A 22,778-nucleotide genomic window follows, 5' to 3' on the forward strand; every position below is an offset into this window, starting at 1 on the left:
TAAGAAATGGCACGCGTCAAGCGGGCAGTCAACGCCCACAAGAAGCGCCGGGTCGTCCTCGAGCGCGCCTCCGGCTACCGCGGTCAGCGGTCGCGGCTCTACCGCAAGGCCAAGGAGCAGGTCACCCACTCGCTGGTCTACAGCTACAACGACCGCCGCAAGAACAAGGGCAACTTCCGCAAGCTGTGGATCCAGCGGATCAACGCTGCCGCCCGCGCCAACGGGATGACCTACAACCGCTTCATCCAGGGCCTCAACCTGGCCGGCATCGAGGTCGACCGCAAGATCCTCGCCGAGCTGGCCGTCAACGACGCGCCCGCGTTCGCCGTTCTCGTCGAGGCCGCGAAGGCTGCCCTCCCCGAGGACGTCAACGCCCCCAAGGCCTCCTGACCACGCTGTGGTGACTCCTCTGTCCGCGGGCAACGCCCGCGTGAAGGAGGCCAGGAAGCTCAGCCGCCGCTCGGTCCGCACCGAGCGGCGGCTTTTCCTTGCCGACGGCCCGAAGGCCGTCGAGGGTGCCCTCTCGGTCTCGGGGTGCGTCGTCGAGGTCTTCGCCTCGGTGGCTGCCGCCGACCAGTTCGCGGCCCTGCTGGAGCCCGCGCCGCGGCTCACCCTGGTGGAGGACCGCGCCCTCGCCGGCCTCTCCGACTCCGTCACCCCGGCCGGCGTCGTCGCGGTCTGCCGGTTCCTCGACGTGACCATCTCGCGTGCGCTCGAGCTGGCGGGCGACCACGGCGGCCCGCGTCTGGTCACCGTCTGCCACGAGATCCGCGACCCGGGCAACGCGGGTGCGGTGATCCGGGTCAGCGACGCGGCGGGGGCCGACCTTGTCGTCCTGACCGGCAGCTCCGTCGACCCCTACAACGCCAAGGCGGTGCGGGCGTCGGTGGGCAGCCTGTTCCACCTGCCCGTGGTGGTGGAGCCCGACCTCGAGGCGGTGCTGGCCGCGCTGCGTGGGGCCGGGGTCTCGGTGCTCGCGGCCGACGGCTCGGGGGAGAACGACCTCTTCGGGACCGACCTCGCCGGGCCCACCGCCTGGCTCTTCGGCAACGAGGCTCACGGCCTTCCTGACGAGGTCTCCGCCACGGCCGACGCCCGGGTGGCCATCCCGATCCACGGCCGGGCGGAGAGCCTGAACCTCTCCACCGCGGCCGCCGTCTGCCTCTACGCCAGCGCACGGGCACAGCGTCCCTCCGCCTGACCCCGGCGCCGGTCCGGGAGGCGGGCGCCCGCGCGCCGCAGCCGGGCCTGCGCCCGGTCGGCTGGTTAGATGCTCCGCGTGACTGACACCACCCTGGACCTGCTCCCGGACGGGGTCGTCGTGTCGGATGCCGATGGCTGCGTCACCGCCCTCAACAAGGTGGCCCGGGAGATGCTCGGCGGCTCTGCGGTGCAGGGCCGCCCGCTGACCGAGGTGCTGACCCTGGTCGACCAGGCCGGCCGGGACTGGTGCGCCTGGAACGCGCCCTACGGTGGCCTCGGCACCCGGACCGGGGTGCCGGAGCAGTCCTGGCTGCTGCCCAGCGGTGGCGAGGTGCTGGTCAGCGCCCGGATGCACCGGCCCGCGCCCCACGCGCCGGTCGAGCAGGTGGCGGTCTGCCTGCGCAGCGGCCGCGGCCGCGAGCGCCTCGACCGCGAGCGCTCCGACCTCGTCGCCACCGTCGCGCACGAGCTGCGCTCCCCGCTGACCGGGGTCAAGGGGTTCGTCCAGGCCATGCTCAACCGCTGGGACCAGCTCAGCGACGAGCAGAAGAAGCTGATGCTCGAGACGGTCAACGCCGACGCCGACCGGCTGGCGCGGCTCATCGCCGAGCTCCTCGACGTCGCCCGCATCGACACCGGCCGGCTCAGCCTCTATCCGCGCGAGGTCGACGCGGAGGTGCTGGTGCGCCGCGTCGTCGACTCGGTGCAGGCCGCGACCTCGCGCCCGCTGGTGCTCGAGGCGCCCGCCGGCGGTGTGGGGGTGTTCGCCGACCCCGACAAGCTCACCCAGGTGGTCACCAACCTGGTCGAGAACGCCGTGCGGCACGGTGACGGCACGGTCCGGGTCCACCTGGAGAGCGCGGCGGCCGACCAGCGCGCCGGAGCCGTCCTGGTGGTCACCGACGAGGGTGAGGGCATCCCGGAGGCCCTGCGCCGTCGGGTGCTGACGAAGTTCTGGACCTCCGGCGCGGCCGGCGGCTCCGGCCTGGGCATGTACATCGCCCACGGCCTCACCCGCGCCCACGGCGGGCACCTCTCCATCGACGACCGTCCCGGCGGCGGGGCCCGGGTCACCATCGAGTGGCCGGGGGAGGACCGCCGACCCGAGTGAGGGCGTCTGTCCGGAACCGCCAGGACCTGCCCGGATCTGCACCGAACCTCCACGAGTCGTCACCACCACCGACACGGCTCGGCTCCTAGGGTCGTGACCATGGTGCAGACGGTGGCGCAGACGGTGGGCGGCGCGCGACGCGTGGTCCTGGTGGTGGAGGACGACGCGGCGATCAACCAGGCGCTGGCTGACCGCCTGGTCGCCGAGGGCTACGAGGTGGAGCGAGCCTTCGACGGTCCCGGCGCGGTCGCCCGGGCCGCGGCCAGTCCCCCGGACGTCGTGGTCCTGGACGTGATGCTGCCGGGCTACGACGGCCACGAGGTCTGCCGTCGGCTCCAGGCCGAGCGCCCCGTCCCGGTGCTGATGCTCACCGCCCGAGACGAGGAGGCCGACGTGCTGGTCGGCCTCGGAGTGGGCGCGGACGACTACCTCACCAAGCCCTTCCGGATGCGGGAGGTGGTGGCGCGGGTGGCCGCCCTGCTGCGCCGGGTGGAGCGGGCCGAGGAGCTGGCCAGCACCGCGTCCGGTCTCCGGCCGCTGGTGGTGGGCGCGGTGTGCGTCGACCGGGCCGCACGGCGTACCACGGTGGCCGGCGAGGCGGTCCACCTGACGCCCACCGAGTTCGACCTGCTGGCCTGTCTGGCCGCGGAGCCGGGACGGGTGCTGACCCGTGAGCAGCTGCTCGCGCGGGTCTGGGGCTGGGCCGAGGCGTCGGGGACCCGGACGGTCGACAGCCACGTCAAGGCGCTGCGCGCCAAGATCGGCGTGCACCGCATCCGGACCGCGCACGGCGTCGGCTACGCCCTGGAACGTCCGGAGGGGGAACAGTGAGCGCGCTCGATCCCCTGGGGTCGATCCGCACCAAGCTCGGCGTGCTGGTCGCGGCCTCGGTGCTGGTGGCCGCCCTGGTGGCCACGGTGGGAGCGGCCGCCGGCGTGCCGGCCTGGCTCGGCCTCCCGGTGACGGTGCTCCTGGCGCTGGCGGTGACCCAGCTGCTGGCCGCCGGGATGGTCGCCCCGTTGCGCGAGATGACGCATGCCTCCGAGCAGATGGCCCGCGGGGACTACGCGATCCGCGTGGTGACCCCCAACACCGACGAGGTGGGGCAGCTCGCCGCCGCGTTCAACACCATGGCCGCCGACCTCGCCCGGGCCGACGCGGAGCGCCGTGACCTGGTGGCGACCGTCTCCCACGAGCTGCGCACCCCGGTCGCCGCGCTGGGCGCCCAGCTGGAGAACCTGGTCGACGCAGTGGTGCCGGCCGACCGGCGACACCTGGCCGAGGCACTCGGCACGGCCGAGCGCCTCGGCGACCTGGTCGCCGACCTGCTCGCGCTCTCCCGGCTGGAGGCCGGTGTCGTGGAGCTGGCCCCGGCCCCGACCGACCTCGCCGAGCTCGTCGCGGAGTGTGTGGACCAGGTGCGCCGCGCCGGCCGTGAGGCACCGGTGCGGGTGGAGATGCCGCCGGGCATGTCGGTCCTGGTCGACCCCGCCCGGCTGCGTCAGCTCCTGGTCAACGCCCTGGACAACGCCGCCCGCCACACCCCGCCGGAGGGCGGGGTGACGGTCGCCGCTGGGCCCGCCGCTGGGCCCGCTGCGACCCGCCCGGAGGAGCAGGAGGGCTGGTGGCTGGAGGTCCGGGACCAGGGGCCGGGCGTCCCGGCGGCCGACCGGGAGCGCGTCTTCGAGCGCTTCGGCACCGACCCCACGGGCGGGGGCACCGGCCTCGGCCTGGCGATCGCCCGCTGGGTGGCCGGCCTGCACGGCGGGACCCTGCGCTTCGTCGACCCCGGACCGGAGGGTGGCGCCCGGCTCCGCCTGGAGCTGCCCGCCGGCGCCCCCGCAGCCCCCGCCGGCTCGTCCGCCGCCCCTGTCCGAGCAGTCCCCGAAGCCGCCGGCGGCGACGCCGGTGACGCCGGGCCGCGGACACCGGGCACCCGGTCCGCACCGCCGCCGACGGCGGGCCCCGAGCCGACGACCGTGCCGGTCTCCGCCCTGGACCAGCTCTTCGGTCAGGTGTGGCCGGAGCGGGCTCCGGGGGCCGACCTGCGGCCGGTGCTGGGCGCCCTCGCGGTGGGGGCGCTGGCGGGGGCGACGGTGGCGTTCTCCGGTCCCGGCCTCTCCTGGAGCCTGGTGCTGCTGGCGGCCGGGCTGTGCGCCGGGCTGGCCTCCCCGCGGCTCTCCGACCGGTTCACCCTCGCCTGCGGGGTGCTCGCCGCCGCGCTGGTCTCCACGGTGGCGCTGCGGGCCAACCAGGGCCTCGCGGTGCTCGCCGTCCTGACCGCCGCCGGTGTCTTCCTCGCCGGGGTGACGGGCGCCCGCACCTTCCGGGGGATGCTCCTCAGCGGCGTCGCCTGGCCGGTCGCCGGCCTGCGTGGGCTGCCCTGGTTCGGCCGCACGCTCCGGCTCGTCGGGACGCGGGGCCGGGGTCCCGCGGTGGTCCGGACGGTGCTCGTCTCCGTCCTGGCCGCCTCCGTCTTCGCGCTCCTCTTCGCCTCGGCCGACCTCACCTTCGCCCGCTGGCTCGACGCGCTGGTGCCGGAGGCCGGCTTCGACGAGGCGGTGGCCCGGGTCTTCGTGACGCTGGCGGTCTTCGGCATGACGCTGGCCGCGGCCTACCTGGCCCGCAACCCGGCCCGGGTGGATCCGGTGGCCACGGCCCTCGTCCCGGCCAGGTCGCGCTGGGAGTGGCTGGTGCCCCTGCTCGCCGTCGACGCGGTCTTCGTGGTCTTCGTGGCCGCCCAGGCCCGGGTCGTGCTCGGCGGCCACGCCTACGTCCGCCGTACCGCCGACCTGAGCTATGCCGACTACGCCCACCAGGGCTTCGGGCAGCTGGTGGTGGCCACCGCACTGACGCTGCTGGTGGTCTGGGCGGCGGCGCGACGGGTCGGCCCCGACGCCGGCGACCGTCGCCTGCTGCAGGCCGCGGCCGGGCTCCTCGGGGTCCTGGCGCTGGGCGTCGTCGCCTCGGCGCTGGGGCGGATGGCGGTCTACCAGGACGCCTACGGGTTCACCACCCTGCGGCTGGTGGTCAACGTCTTCGAGGGATGGCTCGGCCTGGTGGTGGCGGCGGTGCTGGTGCTGGGTCTGCTCGGGCGTACGGCGTGGGTGCCGCGCCTCGCCCTGCTCTCCGGTGGCCTCTCCCTGCTCGGGCTGCTGCTGGTCAACCCCGACGCCTGGGTGGCCGAGCGCAACATCGAGCTCTACGAGCGGACCGGCAACCTGGACGCCGCCTACCTCTCCGAGCTCTCCGACGACGCCGTGCCGGTCCTGGTCGAGCGCCTCCCCGAGGACGTGGCCCGGTGCGTGCTGGCGCTGCGGCCCTCCGGCTCCACTGGGGCGGCGGGGGAGGAGCAGGGGTGGCAGGACTGGACGTGGTCACGCTCCCGCGCCCAGCGAGAGCTCGAACGGCTCCCGGGTGTCACCGCGGCCGACCCGCCCGACTGCCGCGCGGTGCTCCCGCCCCCGGGTCCCAGCGCGAGGGTCCGTGCAGATCCGCCCTAGACTCTGACGAGTCCCCATCACCGCTGGAAAGGGAGCCATGTCCGGCCCCAACACCGACTACGACCCTGTCGAGGTGACCCCGCTCAAGGCCGAGCAGGTCGAAGCGATGCGCGACGCGGCCCTGGCCGCGATCGCCGCCGCCGGCGACCTCGACGCACTCAAGCAGGTCCGGCTCGACCACGCGGGCGACCGCTCGCCGCTGGCGCTGGCCAACCGCGAGATCGGCGCGCTCCCGCCGCAGGCGCGCAAGGAGGCCGGTCAGCGGGTCGGCCAGGCGCGGGGCGCGGTGTCGAAGGCGCTGGCCCAGCGTCAGGAGACGCTGGAGGCCGAGCACGAGGAGCGGATGCTGCGCACCGAGACGGTCGACGTCACTCTCCCCACCACCCGGCGCCGGCGCGGCTCGCGCCACCCCCTGACGCTCCAGTCCGAGCTGATCGCCGACATCTTCACCTCCATGGGCTGGGAGATCGCGGAGGGTCCGCTGGTGGAGGCCGAGTGGCTCAACTTCGACGCCCTCAACCTGGGTCCGGACCACCCGGCCCGCACCATGCAGGACACCTTCTGGACCGAGCCCGCCGGCAACCACGTCGTGCTGCGCACCCAGACCTCGCCGGTGCAGGCCCGCACGATGCTGACCCGCCGGCCCCCGATCTACGTCGCCTGCCCCGGCCGGGTCTTCCGCACCGACGAGTACGACGCCACGCACAGCCCGATGTTCCACCAGGTCGAGGGCCTGGTGGTCGACGAGGGCATCACGATGGCCCACCTCAAGGGCGCCCTGGACCACTTCGCGGCCCGCCTCTTCGGCGAGGGCATCGGCACCCGCTTCCGCCCCTCCTACTTCCCCTTCACCGAGCCGTCCGCCGAGGTCGACCTGCAGTGCTTCGTGTGCCGCGGGGAGAACCCCGAGGAGTGCCGGACCTGCCGGGGCGAGGGGTGGATCGAGTGGGGCGGCTGCGGCGTGGTCAACCCGCGCGTGCTGGTGGCCTGCGGCGTCGACCCGGAGGTCTACTCCGGCTTCGCCTTCGGCATGGGGATCGACCGGTCCTTCATGTTCCGGCACGACCTGGGAGACCTGCGCCCGCTCTTCGAGGGCGACGTGCGCTTCAGTTCCGCCTTCGGCACCGAGATCTGAGGAGAAGACGATGAAGGCCCCCCTCTCCTGGATCAAGGAGTACGTCGACGTCCCCGCCGACGTGACCACCGAGGAGCTCACCCGCCGGCTGACGGCCACCGGGCTCAAGCTCGAGGCGATCGACAGCCCCGGCGCCCAGATCACCGGCCCGCTGGTGATCGGCCGGGTCCTGACCATGGAGCCCGAGCCGCAGAAGAACGGCAAGACCATCAACTGGTGCACCGTCGACGTCGGCGACGCCAACGGCACCGGTGAGCCGCAGGGCATCGTGTGCGGTGCCCACAACTTCGCCCCCGGCGACCTGGTGGTGGTGATCCTCCCCGGCGGCGTGCTCCCCGGGAACTTCGCCATCTCCGCCCGCAAGACCTACGGCCACGTCTCGGCCGGGATGATCTGCTCGGCCCGTGAGCTCGGGCTGGGGGAGGAGCACGACGGCATCATCGTGCTGCCCGCCGACGCCGGGGAGCCCGGCCAGGACGTCCGCGCGGTGCTCGGCCTGGACGAGGAGATCATCGAGTTCGAGGTGAACCCCGACCGGGCCTACGCGCTCTCCCTGCGCGGGATCGCCCGCGAGGTGGCCGTCTCCGTCGAGGGCGCCACCGGGTTCCGGGACCCGGCGCTGCGCGACTGCCCGCCCGCCAACGACCAGGGTCACCCGGTGGTGCTGGAGGACCAGGCCGGCTGCCCCGTCTTCGTGGCGCGCAAGGTGACCGGCTTCGACCCCGCCGCCCCCACCCCGCGCTTCATGGCCGAGCGCCTGGAGGCCGCCGGCATGCGCTCGATCTCGTTGGCGGTCGACGTCACCAACTACGTGATGCTCGAGACCGGCCGGCCGATCCACGGCTACGACGCCGACAAGGTGCAGGGCCCCCTCGTGGTGCGCCGCGCCGCCGCCGGCGAGCGGCTGGTCACCCTCGACGGCACCCAGCGGGTGCTGTCGGAGGAGGATCTCGTGGTCACCGACGACTCGGGGATCATCGGGCTCGGCGGGGTGATGGGCGGCGAGACGACCGAGATCTCCCAGACCACCACCTCGATCCTGGTCGAGGCGGCGCACTGGGATGCCGTCTCGATGTTCCGCACCGGCAAGCGCCACAAGATCACCTCCGAGGCCGGCAAGCGCAACGAGCGGGGCGTCGACCCCACGATCTGCGAGGCCGCGGCCGACCGGGTCGTCGAGCTGCTGGTCACCCACGGCGGGGCCCGGGCCGACGCCGGTGTCACCGTCGTGGGCACCCCGCCCGCGATGCCCACCATCACCGTGGCCGGTGACCTCGCTGCCCGGGTCTCAGGGATGGAGATCTCCGAGGAGGAGTGCGTCGAGGCGCTCCGCGCCGTCGGTTGCGAGGTGACGGGGAGCGGCTCCCTGAGCGTCGTTCCCCCGCCGTGGCGCCCCGACCTCTCCGATCCCCAGGACACCACCGAGGAGGTCATCCGGCTCGTCGGCTACGACCGGGTCCCGTCGGTGGTGCCGGTGCCGCCGGCCGGCCGCGGACTGACCCGGACGCAGCGCCTGCGGCGCCGGCTCTCGCGGGCAGCGGCCGGCGAGGGATACACCGAGGTCGTCACCTTCCCGTTCGTGGGCGAGGCCGACCTCGACGCCCTGGGCATCGAGGCGGGTGACCCCCGCCGCGACACGCTGCGGCTGGCCAACCCGTTGAGCAACGAGGCGCCCGGCATGACCACCACGGTCCTGCCCGGGCTGCTGCGCGCGGCGGCGAAGAACGTCGGCCTCGGCGCGACCTCGTTCGGCCTCTTCGAGACCGCCACCGTCACCCTGCCCACCGGCGGCGTCGCGCCGATCCTCCCGGTCGACCGGCGACCCACCGAGGACGAGCTGGCGGCCCTGGAGGCCGCGCTGCCCCGCCAGCCGCTGCACCTGGGGCTGGTGGCCGTCGGTGAGGCCGACGCGTCCGGCTGGTGGGGCGAGGGCCGGGCCGTCTCGTGGGCGGACGCGGTCGACGCGGTCCGCGCGCTGGCCGACTCGGTCGGCCTGCTCGTCGAGGCTCGCGGGGTCGAGCACGCCCCCTGGCACCCGGGACGCTGCGCGGAGCTGTCGGTGCGCGGACAGGTGATCGGCCACGCCGGCGAGCTGCACCCCACGGTGTGCGCCGCGGTGGGCCTGCCGCGCGGCAGCGTCGCCGCGGAGGTCGACCTCGACGTGCTCATCGACCGGGCGGTCGACCTCCGTCCCGCGCCCGTCTTCTCCAGCTATCCCGTGGCGAAGGAGGACGTCGCCCTGGTGGTCGAGGAGTCGGTCCCGGCCGCCGACGTCGAGGCCGCGCTGCGCGAGGGCGCCGGCGACCTCCTGGAGTCGGTCCGGCTCTTCGACGTCTACACCGGCGAGCAGGTCGGGGAGGGGCACAAGTCCCTGGCCTACGCGCTGCGGTTCCGGGCACCCGACCGCACCCTCAAGGAGGGTGAGGCGGCTGCCGCCCGGGCCGCCGCCGTGGCGCGGGCGACCGAGTCGACCGGGGCCGTCCAGCGCTGAGCGCCGACGGGTGACCTGGCGGCCGGGCGGGGCCGGGACGGGGCTGCGCTGAGACCGCCAGGACTGGGCGACGCGCCCATGGTGGAGAGAGCCCCGGCTTCCTAGCGTGACTGGTGTCACATCCACCGGGGCGATCGCCGCCCCCGCCCTCTCGGGAGCATCCATGAGGCACTCCAAGCGCCTGTCCGGCGCGATCCTGTCCCTGCTCGTCGGTCTCTCCGTCCTGGTGGGACCGAGCGGTCCCGCCGCGGCGGAGAGTCCGTACGAGCGAGGGCCGGACCCCTCGCAGTCCAGCATCGAGGCACGGCGCGGTCCGTTCGCGGTCTCCTCGACCTCCGTCTCGGCCCTGTCCACCCCGGGGTTCGGCTCGGCCACCATCACCTACCCGACCTCGACCAGCGAGGGGACCTACGGGGTGGTCGCGGTCTCGCCGGGCTACACGGCCTCGGAGTCGACCATCTCCTGGCTCGGTCCCCGGATCGCGTCACAGGGCTTCGTGGTGATCACCTTCAACACCCAGTCGCGCCTCGACCAGCCCGGACAGCGCGGTGACCAGCTCCTGGCCGCCCTCGACTACGTGGTGCGGAGCAGCAGCGCCACGGTCCGGCAGCGGGTCGACCCCAACCGCCTGGCGGTGATCGGTCACTCGATGGGCGGTGGAGGCACCCTGGAGGCCGCGAAGGACCGGCCGTCCCTGCAGGCCACCATCGGCCTCACTCCGTGGAACCTCGACAAGAGCTGGCCCGAGATCAGCACGCCCAGCCTGGTGATCGGCGCCGAGAGCGACAGCGTGGCGGCCGTCGGGTCGCACGCGATCCCCTTCTACCAGTCGATCCCGTCCTCGACCCCCAAGGCCTACCTGGAGCTGAACAACGCCAGCCACTTCGCGCCCAACAGCGAGAACACCACCATCGCTTCGAGCACGATCAGCTGGCTCAAGCTCTACGTGGACGACGACGAGCGCTACCGGCAGTTCCTGTGCCCCGGCCCCCGGCCCTCCACGTCGGGCGCGGTGTCGGACTACCGCAACACCTGCACCGCCTGAGCCCGCAACGCCGTCCGATGCTCAGGTGATCGGCTGAGCGAGGACGGCGCGGAACCTGGCCAGCACGCCCGGGTCCCCGACGACGTGGAGCACGTCGTCGGGGGCCCGGTGCCACAACCAGGCGTCGAGATCGCCCGCCGGGCCCTGCACCACCGCCGCCGGCTCGTGCCCGGGGTCCGGCACCACCCGCAGGTCGTCCTCGTCGTACTTCGTACCGCGCTCGGGATGCGTGCCGGTGAAGCGCACGAGGTTGACCCATACCTGGGCGTCGGTGTCCGTGCAGTCGATGCGGACGTGGAAGTCGGTCGGCTCCTGCGACCCCCACGGGGGGCAGCCGCCGTACATCACGGTCAGCGCCTCGTCGACGCCGTCCGTGGCCAGGACCGGGTCGAGGGCGGTCGGAGCGCCCACGGTCAGCTCCGCGTCCAGCCGGTGCACCAGGGCCTCGTGTGCCTGACGGCGCAGCACGAAGCCGACGGTGTGGTCCTGCGACCACGTCCACGCCTCCTCCTCGGGCCTGCCGCCGGCGAGCTGCTGCTGCAGGTCGGCGCTCGCCCGGTCGAAGAAGGCGAGCAGCTCGGCGCGGGAGCCGGGCCGCTCGGGTTGCGCCCCCTCGTCGGGCGGAGCGGGACGTCGGCGCAGCACCTCGGACCAGAAGTGCTGCACCTCTCCGAGGTGCCACAGCAGGTCGTCGGCGTCCCAGTCGGGGCAGCTCGGGACCCGGGCGTCGCCCGGCGCCGCCTCGAGGACGTCGCGGAATCGCGCCGTCTCCGTCTTCAGGTGCCTGAGGTACTGCGTCGGGTCCAGGCGTGTGGTCCCGCCGGGGATGGGGCCTTGCCGCAGGTGATCCATCGAATCACCGTAGTTCGGTCGGGTTCTCCTGCGAAGAGGCGTCCGGCCGCGAGACCCTGTGTGGGTGTCCGCCCTGGCCAAAGCCCTCGTTGCGCTCCTCGTCGTGCTGGCGACCGCGACGCCCGGGACCGGGTCGGCTGCGGGGGCCGACAGCGGGGCTGTGGTGCCGGAGGCCGCCCTCCGGATCGCCGTGCGGGGCGACTCGAGCAGTCACGGCTCCTCGGGCGACTACACGTGGCGCTACTTCCTGGACCGCCACCTCGCCGCCGTGGGGACCGACGCGGACCTGGTCGGCCCGAACAACGATCTCCACGACGACGCCTCCGGGTCGTCCCCGCACTACGCCGACCCGGACTTCGACACCGACCATGCCGCGCAGTGGGGTGACTCCCTCGCGCTGCCTCAGCTCTCCCTCGATGCGCTGATGGCCGCCCAGGACCCCGACGTCCTGGTGATCGCCCTCGGGACGAACGACCTTGCGTGGCTGGGACTGGGGCCCGTGGAGACCGTGACGGAGATGGGGAGGGTCGTCGAGCGCGCCCGGGCCTGGCGCCCGGACCTGCGCATCGTCGTCGTCGAGGTCACGACGCTGGACGTCCCCGGGGTCTCTCACTACAACGCGCTGCTCCTCCAGGAGGCGGCCCGCTGGTCGACGGAGACCTCGCCGGTGGCGGTGGCCCGGGCCGCGGCGGGGTTCGATGTCGCGGAGGACACCTGGGACAGCATGCACCCGGACACCTCGGGTCAGGTCAAGATCGCCGTGGCGGTGGCCGATGCGCTTGCCGCGCTGGGTGTGGGAGAGCCCTATCCCAGGCCGGCCCCGATGCCCGCGGACGGCCTGCGCAGCGCGTCCCGGCTCGACGGCGCCCAGGTGGCGGCCGGCCCACAGCTCCGGTGGGTCCCGGCGCCCGGAGCCACCGCCCACCAGCTGTGGGCCCAGGACCTCACCGAGGGGGGAGGGCCGGTCCTGCACCACGAGAAGATGCTCGGCACCACGGCCACGATCCAGGGCCTCACGCCCGGCCACGAGTACGCCTTCTGGATCCTGCCGTGGAAGCACTACCGGCTCTCGCTCGCCGACGTTGCCAGCAACGTGATCACCCTGTGGGCCCCGCCGGCGCCGGCGCGCGGCCTCGAGGTCGAGAAGCGCCGCGACGGCCTGCTCGCACGCTGGCGCCGGGTCCCGGGGGCGACGTCCTACCTGGTTTCCGTGCGAGGTCCACGGCGGGGCGCCGCGTGGCGTGCGCACCCGACCACGGCGTCTCGTCTCCTGGTGACGGGGTTGCGCTCCGGTGCGCGTCACAAGGTCGTCGTGCGCGCGGTCGGACCCGCCGGCCCGGGTGCTCCGTCGAAGCCGGTGACCGGGACCCCCGGTGGCCCGCGGCCCGCCGCTCCGGCCTGGTTCAGGGCCTCCCGGTCGTCGGGCACCAAGGTGGTCCTGCGGTGGGCGCGCAGCCGCTACGCCACCCACTACGTGGTGGAGGTCCGCACGGCTGGACGCCGGGGGCGCTGGACCGTGGTCAGGACGGTCCCCGTGCCCCGGCCGCGCCGCGTGACGGTGCGCGTGCGGGCGAGTGAGAGGGTGGAGTTCCGGGTACGCGTGCGCCACGACGACCTGGCCGGGCGAGGTGTCGCCCGACTGCTCCTCGGCCCTCCCTCTGCATGACAATGCAAATGCTGGTATAGATATGCACTGTGAGTGGGAAAGTGAAGGTCGCCGTTGCCGGAGCGAGCGGGTACGCCGGGGGTGAGGCGCTGCGCCTGCTGCTGGGCCACCCCGACGTCGAGATCGGGGCGTTGACCGGGGGCTCCAACGCCGGCCAGACCATGGGTTCGCTCGCACCACACCTCGTGCCCCTGGCGGACCGCGTGCTCGAGCCGACCACCGCCGAGGTGCTGGCGGGCCACGACGCCGTCATCCTGGGGCTGCCGCACGGCAAGTCCGCCGAGGTCGCCGAGGCGCTGGGCGAGGGGACCGTGGTCATCGACTGCGGCGCAGACTTCCGCCTGACCGATCCGGCGGCCTGGGAGAGGTTCTACGGCTCGGCTCACGCCGGCTCCTGGCCCTACGGCCTGCCCGAGCTCCCCGGCCAGCGCGAGCTGCTGGCCGGTGCGCGGCGCATCGCCGTGCCGGGCTGCTACCCCACCGTCTCGACGATCACGGCAGCCCCCGCCCTCGCGGCCGGACTGGTGACCCCCGACGTCACGGTGGTCGCCGCCAGCGGGACCTCCGGGGCCGGCAAGGCCGCCAAGACGCACCTGCTCGGCAGCGAGGTGATGGGCAACGCCTCGGCCTACGGGGTCGGCGGAGCCCACCGGCACACCCCGGAGATCGTCCAGAACCTGACCTCGGTCCACGGCGCGCAGGTGCGGGTCTCCTTCACCCCGCTCCTGGTGCCGATGCCGCGCGGCATCCTCGCCACCGTCTCGGCGCCGCTGGCGCGCGACGTGAGTCCTGAGCAGGCGTACGAGGCCTACGCGGCCTTCTGCGCCGACGAGCCCTTCCTGCACCTGCTGCCGTTCGGCCAGTGGCCACAGACCAAGTCGGTCGTCGGCTCCAACGCCGTGCACCTGCAGGTCACGGTCGACCGCGACGCCCGACGACTCGTGGCGGTCGGCGCGGTGGACAACCTCACCAAGGGCACCGCGGGGGCCGCCGTCCAATGCCTCAACCTCGCCCTCGGGCTCGAGGAGACCACCGGACTCAACACGATCGGACTCGCACCATGACCACGACCCACCCCGCCGGCTTCCTCGCCGCCGGCGTCACCGCAGGCCTCAAGACCAGCGGTGGCAAGGACCTCGCCCTGGTGGTCAACCAGGGGCCCACCTTCGACTCGGCCACCGTCTTCACCGCCAACCGCTGCAAGGCCAACCCGGTGCTGTGGAGCCAGGAGGTCGTCAAGGACGGCGTCGTCCGCGCCGTCGTCCTCAACTCCGGCGGCGCCAACTGCTACACCGGCCCCGACGGCTTCGCCACCACGCACGCCGTGGCCGAGCGGGTGGCGGACCGGCTCGGCATCGGCGCCATCGACGTCGTCGTCTGCTCCACCGGCCTGATCGGCCTGGCGAATCCCCGTGAGCTCCTGCTCGACGGGGTCGACGCCGCGCACGCCGGCCTGAGCGCCGAGGGCGGCACCGACGCCGCCGCCGCCATCATGACCACCGACACGGTGAGCAAGACCGTGGTGGTCGAGGGCGCCGGCTGGTCGATCGGGGGGATGGCCAAGGGCGCGGGGATGCTCGCGCCGCAGCTCGCCACCATGCTGGTCGTGCTCACCACGGACGCGGTGGTCCCGGCGAGCGACCTCGACGCCGCGCTCCGGGCGGCCACCCGCATCTCCTTCGACCGCCTCGACTCCGACGGCTGCATGTCGACCAACGACACCGTGACCGTGATGGCCAGCGGTGCGTCGGGCATCACCCCGACGCCCGAGGACTTCACCGAGGCGCTCGCCCGCGCCTGCACCGACCTGGCGATGCAGCTGCTCAAGGACGCCGAGGGCGCCGACCACGAGATCGCGATCACCGTGCTCAACGCGGCCAGCGAGGAGGACGCCGTGGAGGTCGGTCGCAGCATCGCCCGCAGCAACCTCTTCAAGGCTGCGGTCTTCGGCAAGGACCCCAACTGGGGCCGGGTGCTGGCCAGCGTCGGCACCACCGCGGCTGCGTTCGACCCGGCCGACCTGGACGTCGCGATGAACGGCGTGTGGGTCTGCCGCAGCTCCACCCCCGCCGAGGACCCGGCCAAGGTGGACCTCTCCGGCCGCGAGGTCACCGTGACGGTCGACCTCAAGGCCGGCGACCAGCGGGCGACCGTCTGGACCAACGACCTGACCCACGCCTACGTCCACGAGAACAGCGCGTACAGCTCATGACAGAACGCAGCAAGAACGCCCCCGACCCCGCCAAGGCCGCCACCCTCGCGGAGGCCCTGCCCTGGCTCAAGCGCTACCACGGCCGCACCATCGTGGTGAAGTACGGCGGCAACGCGATGATCGACGACTCCTTGAAGGTCGCCTTCGCCGAGGACATCGCCTTCCTGCGGTTCGCCGGCTTCAAGCCGATCGTGGTGCACGGCGGAGGCCCCCAGATCTCCGCGATGCTGGACCGGCTCGGCATCGAGTCGGAGTTCCGCGGCGGGCTGCGCGTCACCACCCCCGAGGCGATGGACGTGGTCCGGATGGTGCTCGTCGGGCAGGTGCAGCGCGAGCTCGTCGGCCTGATCAACCAGCACGGGCCGCTGGCCGTCGGGCTCTCCGGCGAGGACGCCGGGCTCTTCACCGCCGAGCCGGCCAACACCATGGTCGACGGCGAGCAGGTCGACCTGGGCCTGGTCGGCGAGGTCGCCTCCGTGCGACCCGAGGCGGTCCAGGACCTCCTCGAGGCGGGGCGCATCCCGGTCATCTCCTCGGTCGCGCCCGACCAGGACGGCCTGGTCCACAACGTCAACGCCGACACCGCCGCGGCGGCCCTGGCGGCGGCGCTCGGCGCCGAGAAGCTGTTGGTGCTGACCGACGTCGAAGGCCTCTACCGCGACTGGCCCGACAGCGACGACGTCATCCAGGAGATCGCCCCGGAGGCGCTGGCCGAGCTGATGCCCTCGCTGGCCAGCGGCATGGTGCCCAAGATGCGAGCCTGCCTCAACGCCGTCCAGAACGGGGTGCAGCGCGCCACGGTGGTCGACGGCCGCCAGCCGCACGCGGTGCTGCTGGAGATCTTCACCGACGAGGGGGTCGGCACCCAGGTGCTCCCCGGCGTGGAGACCAAGATCCGCAAGGCCTACTCGAGCGCAGGGGAGAAGACGTCGTGACGTGGCAGGAGCGCTACACCGCCTCGCTGATGAACACCTTCGGCACGCCGTCTCTCGAGCTGGCGCGCGGCGAGGGTGCGCGGGTCTGGGACACCGACGGCAAGGCGTACCTCGACCTCTTCGGTGGCATCGCGGTCAACTCCCTGGGCCACGCCCACCCGGCCGTGGTGGAGGCCGTGACCCGTCAGCTCGGCACCCTGGGCCACGTCTCCAACCTCTTCGCCAGCGAGCCGCAGCTGCTGCTGGCCGAGCGGCTCGCCGAGCTGCTCGGGCACGGCACGAAGGTGTTCTTCTCCAACTCCGGCGCCGAGGCCAACGAGGCCGCCTTCAAGCTCTCCAGGCTCACCGGTCGCACCCACGTGGTCGCCGCCGAGGGCGGTTTCCACGGCAGGACCATGGGCGCACTCGCGCTGACCGCCAAGGAGGCTTACCGGACGCCGTTCGAGCCGCTCCCCGGCGAGGTGACCTGGGTGCCGTACGGCGACTCCGAGGCCCTGGCCGCGGCCGTCACCGACCGCACCGCCGCCGTCGTCCTCGAGCCGCTCCAGGGCGAGGCCGGTGTCCGGGTGCCGCCGTCCGGCTACCTGAGCGACGCCCGGCGGATCACCTCCGAGCACGGGGCGCTGCTCTGGTTCGACGAGGTGCAGACCGGGATCGGGCGCACGGGGGAGTGGTTCGCCCACCAGGTCGTCCCGGGCCTGGTGCCCGACGTCGTCACCCTGGCCAAGGGCCTCGGCGGCGGCCTCCCGATCGGGGCCACCCTGGCCACCGGGGCAGCGGCCGACCTCTTCGCCCCCGGCAACCACGGCACCACGTTCGGCGGGAACCCGGTGTCGTGCGCGGCGGCCCTGGCCGTGCTGGACACCCTGGCCTCGACCGGGCTGCTCGAGCAGGTGCGGCGGGTCGGGAAGCGGCTCGCGGACGAGCTCGCGGCTCCCGACCAGGTCGTCGAGGTGCGCGGTGCCGGCCTCATGCTCGCCGCTGAGCTGGACGGCGAGCACGCGCCCGCCGTCGTCGCCGCGGCGCGCGAGGCGGGGTTCCTGCTCAACGCCACCGGCCCGTCCACCCTCCGGTTCGTGCCGCCGCTGGTGATCACCGAGGACGACGTGGCCGAGCTGGCTGCCGTGTGGCCCGACCTCCTGGCCCGGGGGGCAGGGGCATGACCGCCCCGGTGCGCCACCTGCTGGCCGACGACGACCTCACCCCGGCCGAGCAGGCCGAGGTGCTCGACCTGGCCGCCGCGCTCAAGGCCGAGCCCTTCTCCCGTCGTCCCCTCGAGGGCCCGCGGACGGTGGCGATGGTCTTCGACAAGCAGACGCTGCGTACCCAGACCTCCTTCTCGGCCGGCATCGCCGAGCTGGGCGGGTTCCCGATGGTGGTCGACGGCGTCCTGGCCGGCATCGGGGTGCGGGAGTCGGTGGCCGACGTCGCCCGCGTGCTGGGCCGTCAGGCCTCGGCGATCGTGTGGCGCACCGGCCCCCAGGAGCGGCTCGAGGAGATGGCCCGGCACGCCGGCGTCCCGGTGGTCAACGCGCTCACCGACGACTACCACCCGTGCCAGCTGCTGGCCGACCTCCTGACGATCCGTGAGCACCGGGGCGAGCTGGCCGGCGCCACTGTCGCCTTCGTCGGCGACGGCGCCTGCAACATGGGCAACTCCTGGCTGCTCGCGGGAGCCACGGCCGGCATGCACGTGCGCATCGGTGCTCCGCGGGGCTACCAGCCGTCGCCCGAGGTGGTGGCCAGGGCGGTGGGCATCGGGGATCGCACCGGTGGCTCCGCGGTGGTGGTCGAGGACCCGCGCGCGGCCGTCGAGGGGGTCGACGTGGTGGTCACCGACACCTGGGTGTCGATGGGCTTCGAGGAGCAGTCGGCCGACCGGGTGGCGGCCCTGACCCCGTACGCGGTCACCGGCGCGACGCTGGATCTGGCCGCCCCCGACGCGATCGTGATGCACTGCCTGCCCGCCTACCGCGACCGGGAGATCAGTGCGGAGGTCCTCGACGGCCCACGCAGCGTGGTCTGGGACGAGGCGGAGAACAGGCGGCACGCGCAGAAGGCCGTGCTGACCTGGCTGCTGGAGTCCGGCGGGTGAGCGAGATGGGCAGCACTCCGACGACCAAGAGCGCGCGACTGCGCCGCATCATCGACCTGGTGACCCACCACGAGGTGCGGTCCCAGTCGGAGCTGGCGGAGCTGCTGGCCGCCGACGGGCTGCACGTGACCCAGGCCACGCTGTCGCGTGACCTCGTCGAGCTCGACGCGGTCAAGGTCCGCGCGGCCGACGGCTCGCTGGTCTACGCCGTGCCGGCCGAGGGCGGCGCGCGGGGCGTGGCGCCGCAGGAGACCACCGCGGCCTCGCACCACCGCCTGGCCCGGCTCTGCGCGGAGCTCCTGGTGAGCGCCGAGTCCACCGGGAACATGGTCGTCCTGCGCACTCCTCCGGGAGCCGCGCAGTTCCTGGCCTCCGCCTTCGACCGCGCCGAGCTGGCCGACGTCCTGGGCACCATCGCCGGCGACGACACATTGCTGGTGATCGGACGGCACGAGGGGAGTGGCGAGGAGCTCGCCCGACGATTCTTGGCGCTTGCGAGCAGCTCTCAAGCGCCCTGAACCCCAGCTCCCGCACCTCCTCCCACACGAACCAAGACAAGGAACACACCAGTGAGCAAGGTCCTGACTTCCCTTCCCGTCGGCGAGCGGGTCGGCATCGCCTTCTCCGGCGGCCTCGACACCTCCGTGGCAGTCGCCTGGATGCGCGACAAGGGTGCGGTGCCCTGCACCTACACCGCCGATCTGGGGCAGTACGACGAGCCGGACATCTCCAGCGTCCCCGACCGCGCCACCGAGTACGGCGCCGAGATCGCCCGGGCCGTCGACTGCCGGGGCCCGCTGGTCGAGGAGGGCCTGGCGGCGCTGGCCTGTGGCGCCTTCCACATCCGCTCCGGCGGGCGTGCCTACTTCAACACCACCCCACTGGGTCGCGCGGTGACCGGCACGATGCTGGTCCGGGCGATGCACGAGGACGGGGTCGACATCTGGGGTGACGGGTCGACCTTCAAGGGCAACGACATCGAGCGCTTCTACCGCTACGGGCTGCTGGCCAACCCGGACCTGCGGATCTACAAGCCGTGGCTGGACGCCGACTTCGTCCAGGAGCTCGGCGGCCGGGCCGAGATGAGCCAGTGGCTCACCGAGCAGGGCCTGCCCTACCGGGACAGCAAGGAGAAGGCGTACTCCACCGACGCCAACATCTGGGGCGCCACCCACGAGGCCAAGACGCTCGAGCACCTCGACGTCTCGCTGGAGACGGTGGAGCCGATCATGGGCGTGAAGTTCTGGGACCCGTCGGTCCACATCGAGACCGAGGACGTCACCCTGCGCTTCGAGTCGGGTCGCCCCGTCGCGATCAACGGCACGCGCTACGACGACCCGGTGGCCCTGGTCCACGAGGCCAACGCGATCGGCGGGCGCCACGGGCTGGGCATGTCCGACCAGATCGAGAACCGGATCATCGAGGCCAAGTCGCGCGGCATCTACGAGGCGCCCGCGATGGCCCTGCTCTGGGCGGGCTACGAGCGGCTGCTCAACGCGATCCACAACGAGGACACCATCGCCAACTACCACGCGGAGGGTCGCCGGCTCGGGCGGCTCCTCTACGAAGGCCGGTGGCTGGACCCGCAGGCCCTGATGCTGCGCGAGGCGATCCAGCGCTGGATCGCCTCCCTGGTCACCGGCGAGGTGACGCTGCGGCTGCGGCGGGGCGAGGACTACACCATCCTGCGCACCGACGGCCCGGCGTTCTCCTACCACCCCGACAAGCTCTCGATGGAGCGGACCGAGAACGCCGCCTTCGGGCCGACCGACCGGATCGGGCAGCTGACGATGCGCAACCTCGACATCGCCGACTCCCGGGCCAAGCTGGAGCTCTACGCGGCCCAGCCGCTCGACGAGGGCCAGGTCCTCGTGGAGAACGGTCACCTGCTCGGCAAGATCGAGAAGGGCGGTGCGGAGCGGATCGCGGAGAACCCCCAGGCCGAGCGCGACATCGCCGAGCTGGCGCTGGACCACGCGGCCATGGAGGCCGGGACCGACTGAGGTCGGCCCGGGCGAGAGAGGAGCACGACGTGACTGAGAAGAGCGGCACCAACACCGGCATGCTGTGGGGCGGACGCTTCGCCGGCGGCCCGTCCCCGGAGCTCGAGGCGCTGTCGCGCTCGACGCACTTCGACTGGCGGCTCACCCCCTACGACCTGGCCGGGTCGCGGGCCCACGCCAACGCCCTGCACGTGGCCGGCCTGCTCAGCGACGCCGACCACGCCGCCCTGATCGGCGGCCTGGAGCGGCTGGGGGAGCGGTTCGCCGCCGGCACCCTGCTGCCCGCGCCCTCCGACGAGGACGTGCACGGCGCGCTCGAGCGCCTGCTGCTCGAGGAGGTCGGCCCGGAGGTGGGGGGCCGGCTCCGCGCCGGGCGCAGCCGCAACGACCAGATCGCGACGCTCTTCAAGGTCTTCCTGCGTGACCACGCGCGGGTGGTGGCCGGGCAGGTGCTCGACCTGGTCGACGTGCTCTCGCGTCAGGCCGAGGAGCACCTGGAGGCGATCATGCCGGGGCGCACCCACCTCCAGCACGCCCAGCCGGTGCTGCTCTCCCACCACCTGCTGGCGCACGCGTGGCCGTTGCTGCGAGACGTCGACCGTCTCTGCGACTGGGACGCGAGGGTGGCCGCCGACTCTCCCTACGGGTCCGGCGCGCTCGCCGGCAGCACCCTGGGGCTGGACCCGGAGGCGGTCGCGGCCGAGCTGGGGTTCACCGGCTCGACCGCGAACTCGCTGGACGGCACGGCCGCACGCGACTTCGTCGCGGAGTTCGCGTTCGTCACCGCGATGATCGGGGTCGACGTCAGCCGCATGGCCGAGGACGTCATCCTCTGGTCCACCCGCGAGTTCGGCTTCGTGACGCTGCACGACTCGTGGTCCACCGGCTCGAGCATCATGCCGCAGAAGAAGAACCCCGACATCGCCGAGCTGGCGCGCGGCAAGGCGGGCCGCCTGGTCGGCAACCTGGCCGGGGTCCTGGCCACTCTCAAGGCGCTGCCGCTGGCCTACAACCGGGACCTCCAGGAGGACAAGGAGCCGGTCTTCGACTCCGTCGACACCCTCGAGGTCCTGCTGCCGGCCTTCACCGGCATGGTCGCGACGCTGACCTTCAACACCGAACGGATGGCCGAGCTGGCACCCCAGGGGTTCTCCCTGGCCACCGACATCGCGGAGTGGCTGGTGCGCGAGGGCACCCCCTTCCGGGTCGCCCACGAGGTCGCCGGCGCCTGCGTGCGCCGCTGCGAGGAGCTCGGCCTCGAGCTGCACGAGCTCTCCGACGAGCAGTTCGCCGAGATCTCGCCCGACCTGTCCCCGCGGGTGCGCGAGGTCCTGACCGCGCAGGGATCCGTGGCGGCGCGGAACGGCCGCGGGGGCACGGCACCCGTGCGGGTGCGCGAGCAGCTGGCCGAGGTCGGGCAGCGCGCCCGGGCCCTCCGTGACCGGCTGGCCTGAGGCCCGTCGGCTCCTCTCGGGGGCGGCGCTCGACGTCGCCCCCCGGTTGCTCGGCGCCCTGCTGAGCGTCAACGGCGTCACCCTCCGGCTGACCGAGGTCGAGGCATACGAGGGGGAGGGTGACCCCGGGTCCCACGCCTACCGCGGACAGACCGGGCGCAACGCCACCATGTTCGGCCCGCCCGGGCACCTCTACTGCTACCGCATCTACGGCCTGCACACCTGCGCCAACGTGGTCTGCGGCCCGGAGGGCGACGCATCCGCCGTCCTCCTGCGCGCCGCGGAGGTCGTCGAGGGCGAGGAGCTGGCCCGGGCCCGCCGCGGTGACCTGCCCGCGGAGCGGCTGGCCCGGGGGCCGGCCAACCTGGTCCAGAGCCTGGGTCTCGGCGTGGCCGACGACGGGATGTCCCTGCAAGGGCGTCTGCGTCTCGGGCCCCCGGTCGCCTCGAGCAGCGTCTCGGCCGGCCCCCGCGTGGGTCTGAGGCACGCGGCGGACCGGCCTTGGAGGTTCTGGATCACCGGAAGCGCCTCCGTCTCGGCCTACCGGCCGGCAGCCCGCCGCGGGGTGCCGAACCGGTCAAAGGGCCTCTGACCTGGGCAAACGCGTAGAGGTACCCCCCGAGTTGGCGCTCTCGCAGGATGTGGGCTAATGTTTCACCTGTCGCCGCGAGCGGCTCCCCGCCACTGGCCTTCTTGGCCGAAGCAGGGGAGGGTCTCGCACGGCGGCCGCCCGGATCCGCTTCGTCTTGACGAAGTGGGTCCAGCCAAGTAAAGTTGGCGAGGTTGTCCCGGTACAAGGATCGAGAGATCTGCGGTCGGGTGCGATTGATTCTTGAGAACTCAACAGTGTGTCATAGTCGACGAATTAGTTTGTTATGCCCCGTCAACATGATGTGGTTTGTCGTGTTGGTGGTTTCTTTGGTTGACAATAATTTCTGACGTTTTTTCGTTAGCAGTTTTGTCTGTCAGGGGATGTGGCTCTCTTTTTCTCGCCAGCTTGCTGGTGGGGTTGTTTTTCAATGGAGAGTTTGATCCTGGCTCAGGACGAACGCTGGCGGCGTGCTTAACACATG

General features: G+C 73.1%; 20 protein-coding genes. 18 read left to right on the forward strand and 2 right to left on the reverse strand.

Features of this window, described 5'->3' with window-relative positions; translation table 11 throughout:
- Positions 1-6 precede the first annotated feature (6 nt).
- From rplT to AC4BG9_RS06195, 8 genes are all read left to right on the forward strand, one after another.
- Positions 7-390, forward strand: coding sequence for a 50S ribosomal protein L20 (gene rplT / locus AC4BG9_RS06160; RefSeq protein WP_490570195.1), 384 nt, complete (start codon positions 7-9; stop codon positions 388-390).
- A gap of 10 nt (positions 391-400) precedes the next feature.
- Positions 401-1,201: a TrmH family RNA methyltransferase gene (locus AC4BG9_RS06165; RefSeq protein WP_490570196.1), complete on the forward strand. Its 801-nt coding sequence runs from the start codon at positions 401-403 to the stop codon at positions 1,199-1,201.
- 78 nt (positions 1,202-1,279) lie between these two features.
- Positions 1,280-2,314: a sensor histidine kinase gene (locus tag AC4BG9_RS06170; RefSeq protein ID WP_490570197.1), complete on the forward strand. Its 1,035-nt coding sequence runs from the start codon at positions 1,280-1,282 to the stop codon at positions 2,312-2,314.
- 99 nt (positions 2,315-2,413) lie between these two features.
- Positions 2,414-3,145 (forward strand): response regulator transcription factor, encoded by a 732-nt coding sequence (locus tag AC4BG9_RS06175; RefSeq protein WP_490570198.1) that lies wholly within the window; start codon positions 2,414-2,416, stop codon positions 3,143-3,145.
- Positions 3,142-5,817 carry a DUF4153 domain-containing protein gene (locus AC4BG9_RS06180; protein ID WP_490570199.1) on the forward strand — a complete coding sequence of 892 codons (2,676 nt, stop codon included), beginning with the start codon at positions 3,142-3,144 and terminating at the stop codon, positions 5,815-5,817. The genes AC4BG9_RS06175 and AC4BG9_RS06180 overlap by 4 nt, the downstream gene beginning before the upstream one ends.
- A gap of 37 nt (positions 5,818-5,854) precedes the next feature.
- Positions 5,855-6,952, forward strand: coding sequence for a phenylalanine--tRNA ligase subunit alpha (pheS, locus tag AC4BG9_RS06185; protein WP_490570200.1), 1,098 nt, complete (start codon positions 5,855-5,857; stop codon positions 6,950-6,952).
- Positions 6,953-6,962: 10 nt separating this feature from the next.
- Positions 6,963-9,443: a phenylalanine--tRNA ligase subunit beta gene (gene pheT, locus AC4BG9_RS06190; RefSeq protein WP_490570201.1), complete on the forward strand. Its 2,481-nt coding sequence runs from the start codon at positions 6,963-6,965 to the stop codon at positions 9,441-9,443.
- A gap of 163 nt (positions 9,444-9,606) precedes the next feature.
- Positions 9,607-10,488 (forward strand): alpha/beta hydrolase family protein, encoded by an 882-nt coding sequence (locus tag AC4BG9_RS06195; RefSeq protein WP_490570202.1) that lies wholly within the window; start codon positions 9,607-9,609, stop codon positions 10,486-10,488.
- Between the two features lie 21 nt (positions 10,489-10,509).
- Here the strand turns inward: AC4BG9_RS06195 and AC4BG9_RS06200 are convergent, their stop codons facing one another.
- Positions 10,510-11,340 (reverse strand): maleylpyruvate isomerase family mycothiol-dependent enzyme, encoded by an 831-nt coding sequence (locus AC4BG9_RS06200; protein WP_490570203.1) that lies wholly within the window; start codon positions 11,338-11,340, stop codon positions 10,510-10,512.
- A gap of 64 nt (positions 11,341-11,404) precedes the next feature.
- Here AC4BG9_RS06200 and AC4BG9_RS06205 point away from each other — a divergent pair, with 64 nt between their 5' ends.
- From AC4BG9_RS06205 to AC4BG9_RS06250, 10 genes are read left to right on the forward strand one after another with little or no spacing between them, the layout of a single operon-like run.
- A complete protein-coding gene (locus tag AC4BG9_RS06205) occupies positions 11,405-13,006 on the forward strand; it encodes a GDSL-type esterase/lipase family protein (protein ID WP_490570204.1) in 1,602 nt (533 codons plus the stop codon).
- A gap of 29 nt (positions 13,007-13,035) precedes the next feature.
- A complete protein-coding gene (argC, locus tag AC4BG9_RS06210; RefSeq protein ID WP_490570205.1) occupies positions 13,036-14,070 on the forward strand; it encodes an N-acetyl-gamma-glutamyl-phosphate reductase in 1,035 nt (344 codons plus the stop codon).
- Positions 14,067-15,218 carry a bifunctional glutamate N-acetyltransferase/amino-acid acetyltransferase ArgJ gene (argJ, locus tag AC4BG9_RS06215; RefSeq protein WP_490570206.1) on the forward strand — a complete coding sequence of 384 codons (1,152 nt, stop codon included), beginning with the start codon at positions 14,067-14,069 and terminating at the stop codon, positions 15,216-15,218. Before argC ends, argJ begins: the two co-directional genes overlap by 4 nt.
- On the forward strand, positions 15,215-16,153 hold the full coding sequence (gene argB, locus AC4BG9_RS06220) for an acetylglutamate kinase (RefSeq protein WP_490570207.1): 939 nt from the start codon (positions 15,215-15,217) through the stop codon (positions 16,151-16,153). The genes argJ and argB overlap by 4 nt, the downstream gene beginning before the upstream one ends.
- Positions 16,154-16,182: 29 nt before the next feature.
- Positions 16,183-17,316 carry an acetylornithine transaminase gene (locus tag AC4BG9_RS06225; protein WP_490570226.1) on the forward strand — a complete coding sequence of 378 codons (1,134 nt, stop codon included), beginning with the start codon at positions 16,183-16,185 and terminating at the stop codon, positions 17,314-17,316.
- Complete coding sequence (gene argF, locus AC4BG9_RS06230; RefSeq protein WP_490570208.1) at positions 17,313-18,248, forward strand: ornithine carbamoyltransferase; 936 nt, start codon at positions 17,313-17,315, stop codon at positions 18,246-18,248. The genes AC4BG9_RS06225 and argF overlap by 4 nt, the downstream gene beginning before the upstream one ends.
- A 5-nt stretch (positions 18,249-18,253) precedes the next feature.
- Entirely contained in the window at positions 18,254-18,766 is a 513-nt protein-coding gene (locus AC4BG9_RS06235) for an arginine repressor (RefSeq protein ID WP_490570227.1), read from the forward strand.
- A gap of 51 nt (positions 18,767-18,817) precedes the next feature.
- Entirely contained in the window at positions 18,818-20,251 is a 1,434-nt protein-coding gene (gene argG, locus AC4BG9_RS06240) for an argininosuccinate synthase (RefSeq protein ID WP_490570209.1), read from the forward strand.
- A gap of 59 nt (positions 20,252-20,310) precedes the next feature.
- Positions 20,311-21,705, forward strand: coding sequence for an argininosuccinate lyase (argH, locus tag AC4BG9_RS06245; protein WP_490570228.1), 1,395 nt, complete (start codon positions 20,311-20,313; stop codon positions 21,703-21,705).
- Entirely contained in the window at positions 21,689-22,297 is a 609-nt protein-coding gene (locus tag AC4BG9_RS06250; RefSeq protein WP_490570210.1) for a DNA-3-methyladenine glycosylase, read from the forward strand. The genes argH and AC4BG9_RS06250 overlap by 17 nt, the downstream gene beginning before the upstream one ends.
- A 281-nt stretch (positions 22,298-22,578) precedes the next feature.
- Here AC4BG9_RS06250 and AC4BG9_RS06255 read toward each other — a convergent pair.
- Positions 22,579-22,778, reverse strand: a 200-nt coding sequence (locus AC4BG9_RS06255; protein ID WP_490570211.1) for a hypothetical protein, incomplete at its 5' end; no start/stop codon positions are given.

Source organism: Nocardioides sp. Z40_12, assembly GCF_058215795.1.

What these genes read in the sequence shown, in the direction of transcription:
- rplT (WP_490570195.1), top strand. Translation starts at nt 7, where the DNA reads ATGGCACGCGTCAAGCGGGCAGTCAACGCCCACAAGAAGCGCCGGGTC.
- AC4BG9_RS06175 (WP_490570198.1), top strand. Translation starts at nt 2,414, where the DNA reads ATGGTGCAGACGGTGGCGCAGACGGTGGGCGGCGCGCGACGCGTGGTC.
- pheS (WP_490570200.1), top strand. Translation starts at nt 5,855, where the DNA reads ATGTCCGGCCCCAACACCGACTACGACCCTGTCGAGGTGACCCCGCTC.
- pheT (WP_490570201.1), top strand. Translation starts at nt 6,963, where the DNA reads ATGAAGGCCCCCCTCTCCTGGATCAAGGAGTACGTCGACGTCCCCGCC.
- AC4BG9_RS06195 (WP_490570202.1), top strand. Translation starts at nt 9,607, where the DNA reads ATGAGGCACTCCAAGCGCCTGTCCGGCGCGATCCTGTCCCTGCTCGTC.
- AC4BG9_RS06200 (WP_490570203.1), bottom strand. Translation starts at nt 11,340, where the DNA reads ATGGATCACCTGCGGCAAGGCCCCATCCCCGGCGGGACCACACGCCTG.
- argJ (WP_490570206.1), top strand. Translation starts at nt 14,067, where the DNA reads ATGACCACGACCCACCCCGCCGGCTTCCTCGCCGCCGGCGTCACCGCA.
- argB (WP_490570207.1), top strand. Translation starts at nt 15,215, where the DNA reads ATGACAGAACGCAGCAAGAACGCCCCCGACCCCGCCAAGGCCGCCACC.
- AC4BG9_RS06225 (WP_490570226.1), top strand. Translation starts at nt 16,183, where the DNA reads ATGAACACCTTCGGCACGCCGTCTCTCGAGCTGGCGCGCGGCGAGGGT.
- argF (WP_490570208.1), top strand. Translation starts at nt 17,313, where the DNA reads ATGACCGCCCCGGTGCGCCACCTGCTGGCCGACGACGACCTCACCCCG.
- AC4BG9_RS06235 (WP_490570227.1), top strand. Translation starts at nt 18,254, where the DNA reads ATGGGCAGCACTCCGACGACCAAGAGCGCGCGACTGCGCCGCATCATC.
- argH (WP_490570228.1), top strand. Translation starts at nt 20,311, where the DNA reads ATGCTGTGGGGCGGACGCTTCGCCGGCGGCCCGTCCCCGGAGCTCGAG.